Consider the following 15812-nt stretch of genomic DNA (forward strand, 5'->3'; position numbering starts at 1 on the left):
TCGCGCTCCACCCCTCAGTCATTGGCTACAGGCGCACCAGCTCCACGTCATCCATGTGGATGAAGTTGGCGCCGTTGCCCGTGGTCGCCCGGGTGTGGAACCCCAGCTCCAGGTAGCCGCCGGTGACGGAGATGGCGGGAGACTCCACCAGCGTCCACGCGCCATACGTCCCCAGCTCCGTGAAGGCCGGTGCGCAGGAGCCGCACGTCTTCGCCTGGATGCGCGCCAGCTCGAACGAGCCCCCCTTGCGAACCCACGCACGGACCTTGTAGTTGCCCGACGCCAGCCCCGACACGGCCTGAAAGGTCCACACCTCGAAGGGCGTCGCGTTGGTCCAGTGCGACAGGTGGTAACTGCCCGAGTGGCCGCCATTGTACGTCTCGCTGAAGTCCGCCGCCTCGGTGCCGTTGGGGCTCCAGGTCGACCAGCCACTCATGTCCGCCTCGAAGCCCGGATTGGCCAGCGAGACGCCACTGGAGCTGCCCGCCTGGTACCAGCGCACCCACTCCACCTCCATCGTCTTGCGCTGCCCCAGCGGCAGGTCGACGGCGGCGGGCGAGGTGTTGTTGTACCAGTTCCCACCCAGGGCCAGGTTCAGCAGGATGTAGTGGCTCTGCTGGAACGCCGGGTCATTGTGGAAGAAGTCCGCGTTCGCCCGGACCTGGTTGTCCAGCTTGAACACCATGCGGTCCGCGGCCCACTCCACCTCGTAGATGTGGAAGGCATCCGCCAGGCTGTAGCCCCGGTTGGCTCCCGAGCCCCAGTGCTGCACACCGTTGGACGAGTGCGTGGCGACCTTCATCCACGACGGCTCGTTGGAGTGCCACTCCAGGATGTCGATTTCGCCGCTCGCCGGCCAGCCGACGTTGGAGATGTTCGCCCCCAGCGTCCAGAACGCCGGCCACATGCCGTACCCGGACGGCACCTTGATGCTGGCGACGAGCTTGCCGTAGCGCCGCTCCACCTTGCCCTTGGTGTGGATGCGCCCCGAATAGAACGAGCGCGGCCCATACCCCGCGCAGCGCGAGTCATACGGCCCATCCGTCGTCCGCTCGGCGGTGAGGATGAGCTTGCCCCCGCTCACCGTGACGTTCTGCGCGCGGGGGAACTCCAGCTCCCCCGTGCCGAAGTTGCAGTTGTTGGTGACGGGGTCGTGGTTGCTCGTCAGCACGTTCCAGTTCGCCGCGTTCAAACCCGTGCCGCCGAAGTCGTCCTGCCACACCAGGTTCCAACCCGCCCCCGGGTCGTACGCCTGCTCCTTCTGCGCCTGGCTCGCCAGCGGCACCGGCTCGGGCTCCACCGCCACCTCACTTCCACAGCCGCCCAGCACCAGCCCCGCCGCCACCAGCCACGTCTCGGTCCGTCCTGCCATGCGTACCTCCCGGAATGAGTGAGACCTCCATTTCGAGAAATAACAGCATTTCCAACTTCCTTGCAGGTTCGTCGTGGCCTGCTGGCGCCCTCCTGACCGGCCGACGCTCGGTGGTGTGAGTGGGGGCAATGCCTAGCTTCTGACACATCCATCCAGTGGCACCCGAGAGATGCGGGAGTGGGGGAAGTCATGAGCAGCGCGACGGCAATGTTCCGTGAAGTCACCACGCCCTGGGGGCATCGGAGCTGGCGGTTCAAGCTGGCCCGCGCCGCGCGCGGCTACCTCCACAGGCCCCGGCTGCGCATCCCCTCCGGAGCCACGGACGTGGAGTCGGCGACGCGGCGGGTGCTGCTCTACTTCATGCTGCCGGCGTGGCTGGTGCCGGGCGTGGTGGACTGGGTGTGGCACAAGCGCACGGATATCGAACACACCAGCGGCGCGGGCGAGTCACTCATCCACTGCCTGATGATGACCGAGGTGGGCGTGCCGGTGATGATGGGGTTGTTGATGGAGATCAACCCGCTCACCCTCTCCGTCATGCTGGGACACTCGCTGGCGCACGAGGCGACGGCCTTCGCGGACGTGGCCTATGCCATCAACCACCAGCGGGACGTGGAGCCGCGCGAGCAGCACACGCACAGCTTCCTGGAGGTGCTGCCCTTCATGGCCGTGTCCTCCATCGTCTGCCTGCACTGGGACCAGTTCCTGGCCATCTGGGGCATCGGCGGTCGCAAGGGACGGTGGCGCTTCGCGCTGAAGAAGCAGCGGCTCCCCGCGGGCTACCTGCGCAACATCCTGCTCGGCATCGGCGCCACCATCGTGCTGCCGTACGCGAACGAGCTGTGGCGCTGCATCCGCGCCCAGCGCCTGGGTGAGGCGCTGCCTCCCTGGAAGGTCGCGCCCCACGAGCCGGTGGTGATTCCCGAAGCGCTGGCGGCGCACAGCCCTCATGCGCCGTCCGTCATCGAAGCGCACTGAAGGCGCGTCCGTCAGATGGCGTAGTCCCCCACGAAGACGGACGCGGTGAGCACATCGGCGCGCACCGCGTCCCCCTCGACGACGCCGAGCGCCTCGAACTCCGAGCGAGGCACCTGGACGGTGACCTCGTCCCCGGAGGGCATGCGCAACAGCACCTTGACGAAGCCGCCCACGGGCTTGAAGCGCTCCACCCTGCCCATGAAGGGCGTGCGCTCACCCGCTCCCTCCACGGAGACCGAGCGGGCCAGCTTGATGTCGTGAGGCCGCACGAAGGCGTGCACCGCCTCGCCCTCCCGCGCGGCGGCGGGTACGGACAGCGCGAGCGAACCCAGCGCCGCCCTGCCCTCCAGGACGTGGCCACGAAGGACACTCGCCCCGCCGATGAACGACGCGACGAAGGGCGACGCGGGCCGGTCATAGATGTCCTCCGGTGAGCCCGCCTGCGCCACGCGTCCCTCGCTCATCACCACCACGTGCTGCGAGATTTCCAGGGCCTCCTGTTGGTCATGCGTCACCAGCAGCGTCGTCAGCCCCGTGCGCTCATGCAACTCATGGAGCCACTCGCGCAGCTCCTCGCGCACGCGCGTGTCGAGCGCGCCGAAGGGCTCGTCCAGCAGCAACACCCGGGGACGGATGGCCAGCGCTCGAGCGAAGGCCACTCGCTGGCGCTGTCCCCCGGAGAGCTGCCCCGGATGGCGCGAGCCCAGCGCCTCGAGCTGGACCAGGCGCAGCATCTCGTCCACGCGCGCCTCCACCTCGTCTCGGGGAAGCCGCCGCACGTTGAGTCCGAAGGCGATGTTCTCCCGCACCGTCATGTGCCGGAACAGGGCGTAGCTCTGGAAGACGACGCCCACGTTGCGCTTCTGCACGGGCAGCGCCGTACAGTCCAGCCCGTCGATGAGGACGCGACCGACGTCGGGGACCTCCAGCCCACAGATGAGGCGAAGGAGCGTGGACTTTCCCGCGCCGGACGGCCCCAGCAGGGAGGTGATGGCGCCCGCGGGCGCCTGGAACGAGACGTCCGAGACGGCGGGACTTCCGCCCGGAGAGAAACGCCGGGTGAGCTGCTTGACGATGATGCTCATGACGCCTCACTCCTCCACTCCACGTACTTCTTCAGCACCAGCGTCACGAGCGCGAGCAGCGTGAGCAACGACGCCACGGCGAAGGCCCCCGCGAAATCGTATTCGTTGTAGAGAATCTCCGCGTGCAGCGGCAGCGTCGTGGTGACACCGCGCACGTGCCCGGACACCACCGAGACGGCCCCGAACTCGCCCATCGCCCGCGCGTTGCAGAGGATGACGCCGTAGAGCACGCCCCACTTCACCTTCGGCAGCGTGACGCGCAGGAAGGTGCGCCAGCCGCTCGCGCCCAGCGTCAGCGCCGCCTCCTCCTCGTCACTGCCCTGCGTCTGCATCACCGGCAGCACCTCCCGCACGACGAAGGGCAAGGTGATGAACACCGTGGCGAGGACGATTCCCGGCACGGCGAAGATGACGTGGATGTCGTGCTCGAACAGCAACGGCCCCAGCCAGCCCTGCCGCCCGAAGAGCAGTACGAAGATGAGTCCGGCGATGACGGGCGACACGCTGAAGGGCAGGTCGATGAGCGTCAGCAGCAGCGCGCGTCCCCGGAAGCGGAAGCGCGCCAGGAGCCACGCCGCCGCCAGGCCGAAGACGAGGTTGAGCGGCACCGCGATGACCGCCGCCGTCAGCGTCAGGAGGATGGCGGAGCGCGCCTCCGGCTCCGTGATTGCCGCGAGGTAGGCCTCCCAGCCCTTCTGGAACGCGAACGAGAAGACGGCGACCAGCGGGACGACCAGGAAGACGGCCAGGAACCCCAGCGCCACGGTGACGAGCGTCCACCGGACCCATGGGGACCCTTCCAGGGTCCGCGTCTTGCGACGCGGCAGGTGTATCGAGGGAGCGAACATGTCCGTCACGCTCCGGACCGGGCTTCCAGCCGGCGATGGCTCCAGCGCTGGAGCAGGTTGACGGCGAGCAGCAGGAGGAACGACGCCAGCAACATGACGACGGCGATGGCCGTGGCCCCCGCGTAGTCGTACTGCTCCAGCTTGGTGACGATGAGCAGCGGAACAATCTCCGTGCGCAGCGGCATGTTGCCGGAGATGAAGACGACGGAGCCGTACTCCCCCAGCGCCCGCGCGAAGGCCAGGGTGAAGCCGCTGAGCAGCGCGGGGACGATGGCCGGGAACAACACGCGCGTGAAGGTCTGCCACGGCGTGGCCCCCAGCGTGGCCGCGGCCTCCTCCACGTCCACGTCGATGTCCTCCAGCACGGGCTGCACCGTGCGCACCACGAAGGGCAGGCCAATGAAGGTCAGCGCCACGGCCACGCCCACGGAGGTGTAGGCCACCTTGAGGCCCCACGCCTCCAGGTACTGCCCGTACCAGCCCTTCGAGGAGAACAGCGTGGTGAGCGTCAGGCCCGCCACCGCCGTGGGAAGCGCGAAGGGCAGGTCCACCAGCGACTCCACCAGCGAGCGGCCCGGGAAGCGATAGCGCACGAGCACCCAGGCCACCAGGAGCCCGAAGACGACGTTGGCCAGCGCCGCCGCCAGCGACGCGCTGAAGCTGAGCTTGTACGCCGCCAGCGCCCGAGGCGCCGTCACCGTCTCCCAGAACTGCGGCCACGTCAGGGAGAACGTCTTGAGGAAGAGGCTGGACAGCGGAATGAGGACGAGCAACCCGACATAGGCCCAGGTCAACCCCAGCGACAGCCTGAAGCCGGGCAGGACATGGCGGCGAGAGCGCGGTGCCATGGCTCAGCGCGCCTGGGGGACATAGATGCGGTCGAAGACGCCACCGTCGTCGAAGTGCGCGGCCTGCGCCTTGCGCCAGCCCCCGAACACCTCGTCGATGGTGAACAGCGTCACCTTGGGGAACCGGGCGCCGTGCTTCAGCGCCACCGCCTCCGAGCGAGGACGGTAGTGGTGCTTCGCCGCCAGCCGCTGTCCCTCCTCCGAATACAGGAACTGGAGATACGCCTCCGCCACCACGCGGGTGCCGCGCTTGTCCACGTTGCGGTCCACCAGGGCGACGGGAGGCTCGGCGAGGATGCTCACCGACGGGACGATGATTTCGAAGCGCTCCTTGCCCACTTCGTCCGTCAAGAGGAAGGCCTCGTTCTCCCAGGCGATGAGCACGTCACCCAGACCTCGCTCGGCGAACGTCGTGGTGGCGCCCCGGGCTCCCGAGTCCAGCACCGGCACGTTGCGGAACAGCGCGCCCACGAAGGCGCGCGCGGACTCCTCCGTGCCTCCAGGCTTTCGCAGGGCATGGCCCCAGGCCGCCAGGTAGTTCCACCGCGCGCCCCCGGAGGTCTTCGGATTGGGGGTGATGACGGAGACCCCCTCGCGAATCAGGTCGTCCCAGTCGCGGATGCCCTTGGGGTTGCCCTTGCGCACCACGAAGACGATGGTGGACGTGTACGGCGCGCTGTTGTGCGCGAGCCGCGCCTGCCACCCGTCAGGGATGAGCGACGCCTTGTCGTGGAGCATGTCCACGTCGTACGCGAGCGCCAGCGTGACGACGTCCGCGTCGAGCCCATCGATGACGGCCCGCGCCTGCTTGCCGGAGCCGCCATGCGATTGCTTGATGGAGACCTTCTGCCCGTGCGTCGCCTCCCAATGCTTCGCGAAGGCGGCGTTGACGTCCGCGTACAGCTCCCGCGTGGGGTCATACGAGACGTTGAGCAGCGTGACGGAGCTCGGAGCGGAGGACTCGCCCCCGGACTTCGAGCACCCGGTGAGGGCGAGCACGACGAGCAGGGACAGCCGGAGAGAGAAGCGCATGGAGGGACCTTTCACCAGCTCACCTGGAAGCGGGACATGACGACGTCTTCGGGGATGCGGTCGCCGTCCACGGAGCCCCCTTCGAAGCTCGTGTGGTCATATGAGGTGGCCACGCGGACGTTGCCGTTGAGGTACCAGTTCGCGACGGCGCCCCACCCTCGCGCCTTGCGCGCCGAACGCGTGGGGTCCGCGTAGATGGGGAAGGCGTCGGGGTCCACGTCGAGCGCCGCGTAGCGCGCGCCCAGCTCCACCGCGCCCCAGCCGCCGGCCTCCGCGCCCACCGGGTCCGTGGGCTTGACGCCGTCGTAGGCCGCCCTGCCGCCGAAGACGACGTACGACGCGCTGGCCTGCCACGACTCGAAGCGCAGGCGCGCGTGCTGCTGTCCCAGGTTGACCTCCTGCGTGGACGACACGTATTCGGCCAGCGCGCCCACGGGCCCCACGTAGAGGTAGCCCTGGGGCGACAGCCGCAGGTGCTCGCCATGGGCAATCACCGTCTCGCCCGCACCCGTGCCCGTCCGGAAGATGAAGAACGTCTGCTGCCCCATGGTGCGCAGGGGTGCCTCGCCCGTGGTGGAGGCGGAGCCGAACTGCAGGCCGCGCGACGCGGCGATGCCCAGCCCCAGACCGGAGAGCTGCTTGAGCTTCGTGGCCCGGAACGGATGCGCGAACAGGCGCGCCGCCAGGTCGAAGCTGTCGTCCAGGTTGGTGTCCGCGCTGGCGCCGTCCGCCGTGCCGTTGAAGGCCCCCACCGCGTAGTTCAGCGTGCCGTCATACAAGTCACCGTGCACCATCACCCCCACGTCCCGGTTGGGCACCAGGTCCGTGGGCAACGCGCGCTCGACGAAGAGGGTGTTGATGCCGGACTGGTTGCGCTCGAGTCCCACCGGGGGGCGGAACTTGCCCACCCGCACGCGCACCTCCTTGCGAGGTCGGTACTCCAGATAGGCATCCCAGAGTGGCGGCGCGTTGGCCGCGAAGTCCGTCAGCAGCCGGAAGTCGAACAGATTGAAGAGCGTCCCCTCCAGCAACGGTCGCGCTCGCCGGATGAGCAACGTGGTGGAGCCCGGCCGGTCCGCCTTGCTCTCGAAGAAGCGGCCATCGAGCTGGATGTAGCCGCGCAGCTTCAACATGACCGCCTTGTCGGGGGACGAGACGGAGATGCCCTCGGACGTCGCCTTGACGGCGACTCCACCGGGCGTCGGTGACGGCGTTGCGGGGGGCGACGACGGCGCGGCGGGAGGTGCTTCCGGCACAGGTGTCTGCGCCGCCGCCAGCGGGGTGAGCAGCCACGTCAACGCACCAGCGAGGAAGGAGAACCGATGAGGTGTGGGACCTGCCATGCGGGACCTCGAAAGCGAGAGGAGCGCGATGGACGGTGGACTCCGGAGCCAGAAAGCCGAAAGCCCACCTCCTCGCGGATGGTGGGCTCTTCGAACCAGCTCAACCCAGGCTTTTCAGGCCACGGGTCGACAGGCGCCCACCGCTGGTGCGTGACAGCAGCAACAAGCGTGGGTCGTCAGGCGGGTCATGAAGTGCCACCACGATGCCCGGCACCTCCGGGCTTGTCAACGCGCCCCCCTCATGACGAACCCACCGACTCCTTCCCTTTCCAGCGTCGTGAGCGACGTCCTCCGTCCACGGAAACGCCACGCATCCGGCCTACCTGGCGCAATGAGTATCTCAGCCCGCAATTCAAGCATAATCTGAACTCCAAGTCTGGAGGCATTCATGCGCACTCGTCGCTGTCCGCTGTGGGTTCCACGACTCGCGTCACTGCTCGCGGTGCTGATGGCCGCTCCAGGAGCCCTTGCCGCGGAGCGCCCCTCCCTGGTGAACACACGCATCGGGACGCCGTTCGGAGCGAACGGACATTCATCCACCATCGACGGGCGAATCTTCGTGGGCAACATCCGCGAGGACCACGCGACGACGACGACGACGTGGCTGGCGCGAGTGTTCCGGCCTGAAGCGGTGACGTACGACGCCCAGGGCAAGCCGAGCTTCTCCACGGCCTTCTCTCCAGGACTCAGCACGCAGGTGAGGAACGGAGAGAACGCGCTGGCGTTCTGCTTCACCAACCCGGCCCAGCCCTATGTCCTGTCGGGAGGGCTCGCGGTGTACCAGCCGCTCCTGTTCGACTCGCAGATGTTCAACGGGCCCAACCGCTTCCGTCGCCGTCCGGTGGACCTCCGGGTGTCCCAGCCCTTCACGCCGCAGGCGGACATCTCCTCGTTCACCACCGGCAACCTGGACTATCTGACCACCGTCACCGGCGCGAGCATCCGAGGCATTGAACCGACGATGACCTCCGACGGACGCCTGCTCATCTATCAGGGCGGACCCGCCAACGACGGTGGCATCGACCACCTGATGTATGCGTACAACCCCACGCCCTGCGCGGCCACGGGCTGGAGCAATCCGCGCCCGCTGTCGATGATGTACAGCGACCCCACCGCGGGCGTGAAGCGCTACCCGCTGGCATGGCAGAAGCTGAAGGCCTCCACCGGGGAGCTCTTTGGTGAGACGACCTCTGGCCCGCTCATCCGGGCCGCCTACGCCTGGGTGGACCACGAGGGGCGCAACGTCACGTACACGGGCGTCGTCTACACGGATGGCGCGCGCCGCGAAGCCGTGAGCCTCATTGGCGCGGACACGGGCTGGACGGCGTACCACATCGACGGTGCCATCAACACGGACCGCAGCGACATCGCGCACCTCTTCTATTCCGGGCCCATGTGGAACCTGGAACAGGAGCGCGCGCCAGAACAGAACTTCCCACCGGGCTCGAGCAACGAGAGCCACTACCTGCCCGTCACCAAGACCCACGACGTGCTCGCCCTCTTCGGCAGCAACACGGCGGACTACAACGAGGTGGACATCGGTGAGCTGGTGGACCCCTTCCACGTGCTCTACCTGCCCATGAACGAGCTGGTGACGCGCGCGGGCGCGTATGACCTGACGCGCACGCCGGACCTGTCCGGGCGCTTCTTCACGGGCACTCTCGTGGGCACGGCGTCCATCTCCGCCGGCAACGCGGTGACCCAGCCGACGTCCGGCTCCCTGTGGGAACCGCACGGCAAGGGCAAGGCGCTGGTCGTCCCGGGTGGCGGAGCGCTCGCGATGAACCTGACGGACGCGACGTCCACCGTGCCCGGCGTGGGCGGCTTCGTGCGGGGCTTCACCGTGCAGCTCGCCGTGCGCCCGGACGCGAACATCCACCAGGGCTGCACCACGGGGAACCCCTACCGCTACCTCTTCCAGAAGGGCGGAGCACTGGACCTCATCTACGAGTCCGACAACACGGTGCAGATGTCCTTCGTCATCAACGGCGCGCGCGTGCGCCTGGGCCGCAGCCCCGCGCTGCCCGTGGGCGCGTGGACCCACCTGGCCTACACCTGGGACGGCGTCACCGGCGCCTTTGGCGAGTACCTCAATGGCGTGCCCACGGGGCGCTCACTGCCCGTGGCCACGGGGACGTTCCGCCTGGGCACCGGCGCGCTGTCCATCGGCGCTGGCAACACGCTGGACACGCAGACCTGTCCCGCCAATGGCGAGGGCTCCTTCCGGGGCGCCATCGATGAGGTGCGCTTCTTCACCCATGCGCGCTCGGCCCGCTCCATCTGCATGACGTCGTATGGCGCGGACTGCCGCGACGAGGCCCTCCAGGAGACTCCCACGGCGGGACAGTTCGGCATGAGCCAGCAGCAGCCGGCCTGCAACAGCTACGCGGCCCTGGGCACGCTGGCCTGTGCCTCGTCCATGCACCGGGTCTGCGCTCAGCGCGGCGCCCATGACGCCCTGGCCACCAGCACCAACGTCCTCGAGACGATTCAGCAGCTCATCGGAAACCGTCCGCCCATCTCGCTGCTGGGCGCGCTGGCGGGAGCCACGACGACGGACGTGACGGTGGCGTGCGCGCCCATCCAGCACGAGAGCCTGGGCGTCACCTTCGAGGAGCTGGCGCGCAAGCACGCCGGCTGCGTGGACGAGCGCGTCGCGCAGAGCTTCGACTGCTCGGCCGCCGTGCACCGCTGGTGCAACAGCCTGGGATGGAGCACGGGTCAGATTTTCGAGATGACCTCGCGCCCGTGGGTGGGCTGCTTCAACGCCGGGCTCATCCAGGACGTCGCGAAGGACCAGCTCGGGCCCGCCTCCAACGCGGGCAGCTTCAGCTCCACCGACTCCAAGCTGGAGGTCAGCAGGTGGTGCCAGACGAAGGGCTATGGCGCGGGCGTGGTGCAGGAGCTGGGCGCGGGCCTCTACGCCAACGTGCACTGCTTCCAGCCCGCCGTGACGGTGCCCTGGAAGCTCAATCCCTGAGGCGGCTCAAGGGGCCCCCTGGAGTCGGAAGGGGGCCTCCGAGGTCGTGCCGACGCGCTCGCGCTTGAGCATCTCCAGCACCTCCCCGGGCAGCGGGAACCAGCGCAGGCGCTCCGCGTCGGGCGCGAGCGAAGCATCCGCCTGTGTCCGGCTCCCGAAGTCCTGGAGCGCCTGCTCGACGATGGCCTGGGCCCGCGCGACGTAGTCCCCCAGCTCCGCCTCCGGCACGGTCGGCCCGGGGGGCGGGAAGACGCACCGGCCGCTCGCATAGGAGACGTCACCCAGTCGCCCCAGCCGCCGCTGGTGCGCCCGGTGGCGCCACTGTCCGGTGGAAGGCTCGAGCGCGTAGTGTGGCAAGAGTTTCCACCCCTCTCGGGCGATGAAGTCCACGGCGTCCAGCAGGAAGCCGAACGTCGTCTCGGAGAGGAAGTAGTTGAAGCCCAGCCGCACCCAGCCGGGCTTCACGCCGTCGGTGCCTTGCAGGATGACGTCCTGGAAGCGGTGGCTGGTGACGGGGTCGATGGCCAGCAGCCGGTGACCGTAGGGCCCCGCGCAGGAGCAACCGCCCCGCGCCTGGATGCCGAACAAGTCATTGAGCAGGGCCACCACGAAGTTGTGGTGAAGGTAGGCGTCCCCGTGTCGAACCAGGAAGCTCACGATGGGCAGCCGCCGGAGCGCCGGGTTGCCGAGGATGCGCAGGGCGGGATTCGCCCCCCAGCGCGCGAGGGCCCGCCGGACGAAGTCCTGTTCGAGCGCGTCGATGGTCTCCACGCCCACCGCCTCCCGGAGCTGGAACACCAGCCCCGCGCGAATGGAGTCGACGATGGCGGGAGTGCCCCCTTCCTCGCGGTGCACGAGGTCTCGCTGATAGACGTGCTCGCTGCCGCTCACGTACGAAACAGTGCCGCCCCCGGGCACGGTGGGGATGCGATTGCCGAGCAACTGGCGCTTCACGACCAGCACTCCCGTCGTCCCCGGCCCACCGATGAACTTGTGCGGCGACAGGAACGCGGCGTCCTTCCGCACGCGCGGGCCGGCGGTGCCATCGCCACGCCCGTTCATCTCGACGCGGACATAGGGCCCCGCCGCGGCGAAATCCCAGAAGCACAGCGCTCCGTGACGGCGCAGGAGCGCGCCGATTCCCTCCTGGTCGCTGAGGATGCCGGTGACGTTGCTCGCCGCGGAGAAGCTGCCGATGCGCAGCGGCCGGCCCTGGTGGCGCGCCAGCTCGCGCTCCAGGTGGGCCAGGTCGATGCGCCCGTCGGCGTCTTCGTCGATGGTGACGACCTCCGCGATGGACTCGCGCCACGGCAGGTCGTTGCTGTGGTGCTCGTAGGGGCCCACGAAGACGACGGGGCGCTCGGCGCGGGGAATGCGCGAGCCCAAATCGAAGCGCGCATCCAGGTCCGCGGGGAGGCGCAGGTTGAGGATGTCGATGAGCTTGCAGATGGCGGCCGTCGCGCCGGAGCCGCAGAAGAGGACGATGTCGTCGGGCCCTCCTCCCACGGCGCGGTGGATGAGGTCGCGCGCGTCCTCGCGATAGCGCGTCGTCTGAGCGCCCGTGCCCGACGTCTCCGAATGCGTGTTGGCGTAGAGCGGGAGGACGTGCTCCCGGATGAAGTCCTCGATAAAGGCGAGCGAGCGCCCGGACGCGGCATGGTCCGCGTACGTGAGCCGGCGGGGACCGTAGGGTCCATCGAGCATCCGGTCCTCACCGACAACGGCGCTTCGAATGGACTCGACCAACAGAGGACACGCGTCTTCCATCACTCGCACCTCTCGATGACGACAGACTCCCGCCGAACCTCACGGCCTGTCCAGCGCGTGGAGGCCATCATGCGCGACCGGCCGCGTCAGTCCCCCAGAGCTCGCATCGTCCCTGCGCCGCCCCATGTTAGCCTGAGCACACTCCATGAACTTTCGCTTCCAATGCTGGGTGCAGCGTCACGCCAGCGGTCGAGTGACGCTCACACCCCTGTCCCTGCCTCATCTCGCGGTGCACGCGGACACCGTGGAGAAGGCCACCGAGGAGCTGGCGCTCGCGCTGGATGACCAGCTCACCCGCATCCATCCGCGTCGCGTGCCGGAGTTCATCGCCGCGACCGGGGGCACGCTGCACACGCTGGAGCTGGACGCGATTCCTGTCTGGGGAAACGAGGAGAACACCCTCGCGCCCCTCACCTTCGCCGCCGCTGTCGCGCCCACGCATCAGTCCTATCTCGGGCTGCACGCGCCCCGGCTGGAGACGCACCTGTGGTTCCAGGGCAAGAAGGTGCCCGAGGATGCCGCCGAGCGATTGCGTGAACAGTTGGAAGGACTCCCCGACGCGCGGCTCCTGGCCCTGCGCGCGGATGGTGGAGAGGCCCTGCTGGACGTGGAGGTGGAGGCCACGCCGACGCGCCTGTCGGCCCTCACGCCCCGTCAGCTCCACCTGGATATCCGCCCGCCGCCCCGTCCACCGGACGCGGAGCCCGAGGAGCCGCGAGAGTCGGGCCTGTCGGTGAGCATCGATGGGGACGACGAGGACGCGCTCGACGAGGACACGTGGGAGCCCCGCAAGCGCTCCCGTCGTCGGGAGCCGGGAGCGAAGCCGGAGAAGCCGCCGCCCACGCCCACGCTGGACCGCATCGCGGTGCCCTGGCATCGGCTGGCGACGGAAGGGCAGCTCGACCCCGCCTATGAGCAGGACGCCCTGGTGACGCTGCTGCGAGCCCGGCTGGCCGCGAAGGACGCGGAGGCCGTGGTGCTGGTGGGCCCCTCGGGCGTGGGCAAGTCCGCGGTCCTCCATGCGGTCGCCGAGGCGCTCCAGTCCTCCACCGCCACTCCCGCCGAGAAGGCCCGGCCCTTCTTCTTCGTCGACGGCAGTCGCCTCATCGCGGGCGAGGGCATGTGGGGTGACTGGCAGCAGCAGGTGCTCAAGTCCTTCCGCGAGGCGAACGATTCCCGCGCCATCCTCTCGCTGGGACACGCCATCGACCTGCTCGACGCGGGCAAGAGCGCGCACAGCGACCAGAACGTGGCCCAGCTCCTGTTGCCGCTGCTCGTCACCCGCGAGGTGTCCGTGGTGGCCGAGGCCACCCCCGAGGCCTGGGCCCAGGTGGAGCGGCGCAACGCCAGCTTCGCCCGCCTCTTCTCCGTCGTCCGGGTGGAGGAGCCGACACCGGAGGCACTCGCCAACATCCTGGCGCGCGTGGCCCAGGACACTCCGAGCGCCACGCCCCTGGAGGTGCTGCCCGAGGCGCTGGAGGAGAGTCGCTTCCTGTGTCGGCGCTTCCTGCCGTATGGCGCGCAGGTGGGCAACGCGGTGGCCTTCCTCCGCCGGTTGATCGCCACGTGCGCCCACGCGGCCCAGCCTCGGGTCATCCGGCTGGACGCCGTGCGCCAGTTCGCCTCCGAGTCCGGCATCCCCGAGGCGCTCTTGCGCGACGACATGCCGCTGGAGCCCGCCCAGGTCCGCGAGTTCCTCACCACGCGAGTGTTGGGGCAGCAGGCGGCGGTGGAGCGCGTCTCCTCCGTGGTGTCCGTGCTCAAGGCGGGGCTCGCGGACACGCGCAGGCCCCTGGGCGTGCTGCTCTTCGTGGGCCCCACCGGCGTGGGCAAGACGGAGCTGTCCAAGGCCCTGGCGGAGCTGCTCTTCGGCTCGCGTGAGCGCATGGTGCGCCTGGACATGGGCGAGTACGCGGGGCCGGACGCCCTGCTGCGCCTGCTGGGCGACGGCGCGACGCCGGGCTACCTCTCCGCCGCCGTGCGCCGCCAGCCCTTCTGCGTGGTGCTGCTGGATGAAATCGAGAAGGCCCACCCCGCCGTCCACGACGCGCTCCTGGGCGTGCTGGGCGAGGGGCGCCTCACCGACGCGTCGGGCCGCTTCACCGACTTCCGCAACGCCGTCCTCGTGCTCACCAGCAACCTGGGCGCGGACACGTGGCGCGCGCGCGTGGGCTTCGACTCGCTGGGCGGCGCGCCCGACGTCGCCGCGCTGCGCACGCACTACCTGGCGGAGGTGCAGCGCTTCTTCCGCCCGGAGCTGTTCAACCGCCTGGACGACACCGTCGTCTTCTCGCCGCTCTCCGAGGAGCTGCTGCGCCGGCTGGTGGTGCGCGAGGTGGACGCCATCCGCCAGCGCTCCGGCCTGTCGCGCCATGACGCCAGCCTCGTCGTCTCCGAGTCGGCGCTGGACTGGTTGTCGGCGCGCGGCTTCGACCCGCGTTATGGCGCGCGGCCCCTGAAGCGCGCGCTGGAGCGGGAGCTGGTGGTGCCGGTGGCGGCGTGGCTCGCGACGCATCCGAAGACGGGGCCTGTGCGCCTGCACGCGGAGGCCGGCGGCGACGGGCTCACGCTACGCGCGGAGGCCGTGGGTGGCGCGGCGGAGGGCGTGGGACGGCAGGCCATCGAGCAGGTGCTGGAGGACGCCGCCACGCTGCGCGCGGAGGTGCAGCGCTGGAGCCGCTCGCCGCCCATGCTCGCGCTGCGGCGGGAGCTGGCGGTCTTCGACAAGGTGTCCCGACAGGCCTCGTACTGGGAGGAGCGCGCGCTGGCGGAGGAGTCCGCGAGGAAGTCCGGAGACGCGCGCGAGTTGGACAAGGCCTTCCGCGAATGCTCGCAGCAGACGGAGGCCATCGAGGACCTGCTCTTCGAGGCGCACCTGTCGCGCGCGGTGGGGCAGGCGGAGTCGCTCGCGCGCGACGTCTCCACGCTGCGCTCGACGTTCCATCCCCTGCGGGAGCGGCTGTACGCCAGCCTCTACCAGTACTCGCGGGGCTCCACCCTGATACTGGTGCCCGGCCGTGGTGCATGGCCGCAGCTGTGCTTCCTGGCGAAGGCCTATGAGCGCTGGTGCAACCGCTACTCCCTGGGCTTCCAGCGCGCGCTGCTCTGGACGCCCAAGCCACCGGACGGGGAGAAGCCACCACGCCATCCGCCTCCGCCGGACTGGGTCTACCCCAAGGTGGATGAGCTGCTGGAGCTCAAGCCCGCGCCCCTCGCGTACGCCCTGCAGATCTCCGGCGAGACGCGCCCGTTGCTGCTCTCCGCCGAGCACGGAGTACACCGCTTCGTGGAGGGCAGTCAGGCGTCGCTGGTGCGCGTGCTCTTCACCCCCCACCCTCGCAGCCGGGACGTGCTGCCGGACTGGTCGAAGCTCGAGACGCTGCTGCCGAAGACCGAGGCCCGGCGAATCCGTCCGGGCTCGACGGACACCTCGGGCGGCTCGGTGGAGGACATGCGCACCGGAACCCGCTTGCGCTACGGCGGCGGAGGCCTGGAGTTGGATGTCTTGTTGGAGCCCTGGATGAACTGGCGCGTGTTCGGCGAAGCGGAGGAGGACTGA

The 15812-nt window shown here is 69.4% G+C and carries 10 protein-coding genes; 3 read left to right on the forward strand and 7 right to left on the reverse strand.

Annotated elements, in window-relative coordinates; genetic code table 11:
* Nucleotides 1-25 precede the first annotated feature (25 nt).
* Nucleotides 26-1372: a family 16 glycosylhydrolase gene (locus HUA74_RS40075; protein ID WP_174458808.1), complete on the reverse strand. Its 1347-nt coding sequence runs from the start codon at nucleotides 1370-1372 to the stop codon at nucleotides 26-28.
* A 189-nt stretch (nucleotides 1373-1561) separates the two neighbouring features.
* On the opposite strand from HUA74_RS40075, the gene HUA74_RS40080 reads away from it, so the two are divergent.
* Complete coding sequence (locus HUA74_RS40080) at nucleotides 1562-2350, forward strand: diguanylate cyclase (protein ID WP_174458809.1); 789 nt, start codon at nucleotides 1562-1564, stop codon at nucleotides 2348-2350.
* Between the two features lie 11 nt (nucleotides 2351-2361).
* On the opposite strand, the gene HUA74_RS40085 is transcribed toward HUA74_RS40080, so the two are convergent.
* The 5 genes from HUA74_RS40085 to HUA74_RS40105 are packed head-to-tail and all read right to left on the reverse strand — an operon-like array spanning nucleotide 2362 to nucleotide 7506.
* Nucleotides 2362-3435 (reverse strand): sulfate/molybdate ABC transporter ATP-binding protein, encoded by a 1074-nt coding sequence (locus tag HUA74_RS40085; RefSeq protein WP_174458810.1) that lies wholly within the window; start codon nucleotides 3433-3435, stop codon nucleotides 2362-2364.
* Nucleotides 3432-4283 (reverse strand): sulfate ABC transporter permease subunit CysW, encoded by an 852-nt coding sequence (cysW, locus tag HUA74_RS40090; protein WP_174458811.1) that lies wholly within the window; start codon nucleotides 4281-4283, stop codon nucleotides 3432-3434. The genes HUA74_RS40085 and cysW overlap by 4 nt, the downstream gene beginning before the upstream one ends.
* 5 nt (nucleotides 4284-4288) lie before the next feature.
* Nucleotides 4289-5131, reverse strand: coding sequence for a sulfate ABC transporter permease subunit CysT (gene cysT / locus HUA74_RS40095; protein ID WP_174458812.1), 843 nt, complete (start codon nucleotides 5129-5131; stop codon nucleotides 4289-4291).
* 3 nt (nucleotides 5132-5134) lie between these two features.
* Nucleotides 5135-6163, reverse strand: a complete 1029-nt coding sequence (locus HUA74_RS40100; RefSeq protein ID WP_174458813.1) for a sulfate ABC transporter substrate-binding protein — start codon at nucleotides 6161-6163, stop codon at nucleotides 5135-5137.
* A gap of 11 nt (nucleotides 6164-6174) precedes the next feature.
* The gene (locus tag HUA74_RS40105) at nucleotides 6175-7506 is read right to left on the reverse strand and encodes an OprO/OprP family phosphate-selective porin (protein ID WP_174458814.1); all 1332 of its coding nucleotides are present in this window, start codon (nucleotides 7504-7506) and stop codon (nucleotides 6175-6177) included.
* A gap of 388 nt (nucleotides 7507-7894) precedes the next feature.
* On the opposite strand from HUA74_RS40105, the gene HUA74_RS40110 reads away from it, so the two are divergent.
* A complete protein-coding gene (locus HUA74_RS40110) occupies nucleotides 7895-10486 on the forward strand; it encodes a LamG domain-containing protein (RefSeq protein WP_174458815.1) in 2592 nt (863 codons plus the stop codon).
* A gap of 6 nt (nucleotides 10487-10492) precedes the next feature.
* Here the strand turns inward: HUA74_RS40110 and HUA74_RS40115 are convergent, their stop codons facing one another.
* The gene (locus tag HUA74_RS40115) at nucleotides 10493-12190 is read right to left on the reverse strand and encodes an aminotransferase class V-fold PLP-dependent enzyme (protein WP_254625472.1); all 1698 of its coding nucleotides are present in this window, start codon (nucleotides 12188-12190) and stop codon (nucleotides 10493-10495) included.
* A 208-nt stretch (nucleotides 12191-12398) separates the two neighbouring features.
* Here HUA74_RS40115 and HUA74_RS40120 point away from each other — a divergent pair, with 208 nt between their 5' ends.
* On the forward strand, nucleotides 12399-15812 hold the full coding sequence (locus HUA74_RS40120; protein ID WP_174458817.1) for an AAA family ATPase: 3414 nt from the start codon (nucleotides 12399-12401) through the stop codon (nucleotides 15810-15812).

It is taken from the genome of Myxococcus sp. CA051A, from assembly GCF_013336705.1.
GTDB classification, from domain to species: domain Bacteria; phylum Myxococcota; class Myxococcia; order Myxococcales; family Myxococcaceae; genus Myxococcus; species Myxococcus llanfairpwllgwyngyllgogerychwyrndrobwllllantysiliogogogochensis.

Coding starts and splice junctions, on each gene's coding strand:
- HUA74_RS40075 (WP_174458808.1), bottom strand. CDS start 1,372: ATGGCAGGACGGACCGAGACGTGGCTGGTGGCGGCGGGGCTGGTGCTG.
- HUA74_RS40080 (WP_174458809.1), top strand. CDS start 1,562: ATGAGCAGCGCGACGGCAATGTTCCGTGAAGTCACCACGCCCTGGGGG.
- HUA74_RS40085 (WP_174458810.1), bottom strand. CDS start 3,435: ATGAGCATCATCGTCAAGCAGCTCACCCGGCGTTTCTCTCCGGGCGGA.
- cysW (WP_174458811.1), bottom strand. CDS start 4,283: ATGTTCGCTCCCTCGATACACCTGCCGCGTCGCAAGACGCGGACCCTG.
- cysT (WP_174458812.1), bottom strand. CDS start 5,131: ATGGCACCGCGCTCTCGCCGCCATGTCCTGCCCGGCTTCAGGCTGTCG.
- HUA74_RS40100 (WP_174458813.1), bottom strand. CDS start 6,163: ATGCGCTTCTCTCTCCGGCTGTCCCTGCTCGTCGTGCTCGCCCTCACC.
- HUA74_RS40105 (WP_174458814.1), bottom strand. CDS start 7,506: ATGGCAGGTCCCACACCTCATCGGTTCTCCTTCCTCGCTGGTGCGTTG.
- HUA74_RS40110 (WP_174458815.1), top strand. CDS start 7,895: ATGCGCACTCGTCGCTGTCCGCTGTGGGTTCCACGACTCGCGTCACTG.
- HUA74_RS40115 (WP_254625472.1), bottom strand. CDS start 12,190: ATGCTCGATGGACCCTACGGTCCCCGCCGGCTCACGTACGCGGACCAT.
- HUA74_RS40120 (WP_174458817.1), top strand. CDS start 12,399: ATGAACTTTCGCTTCCAATGCTGGGTGCAGCGTCACGCCAGCGGTCGA.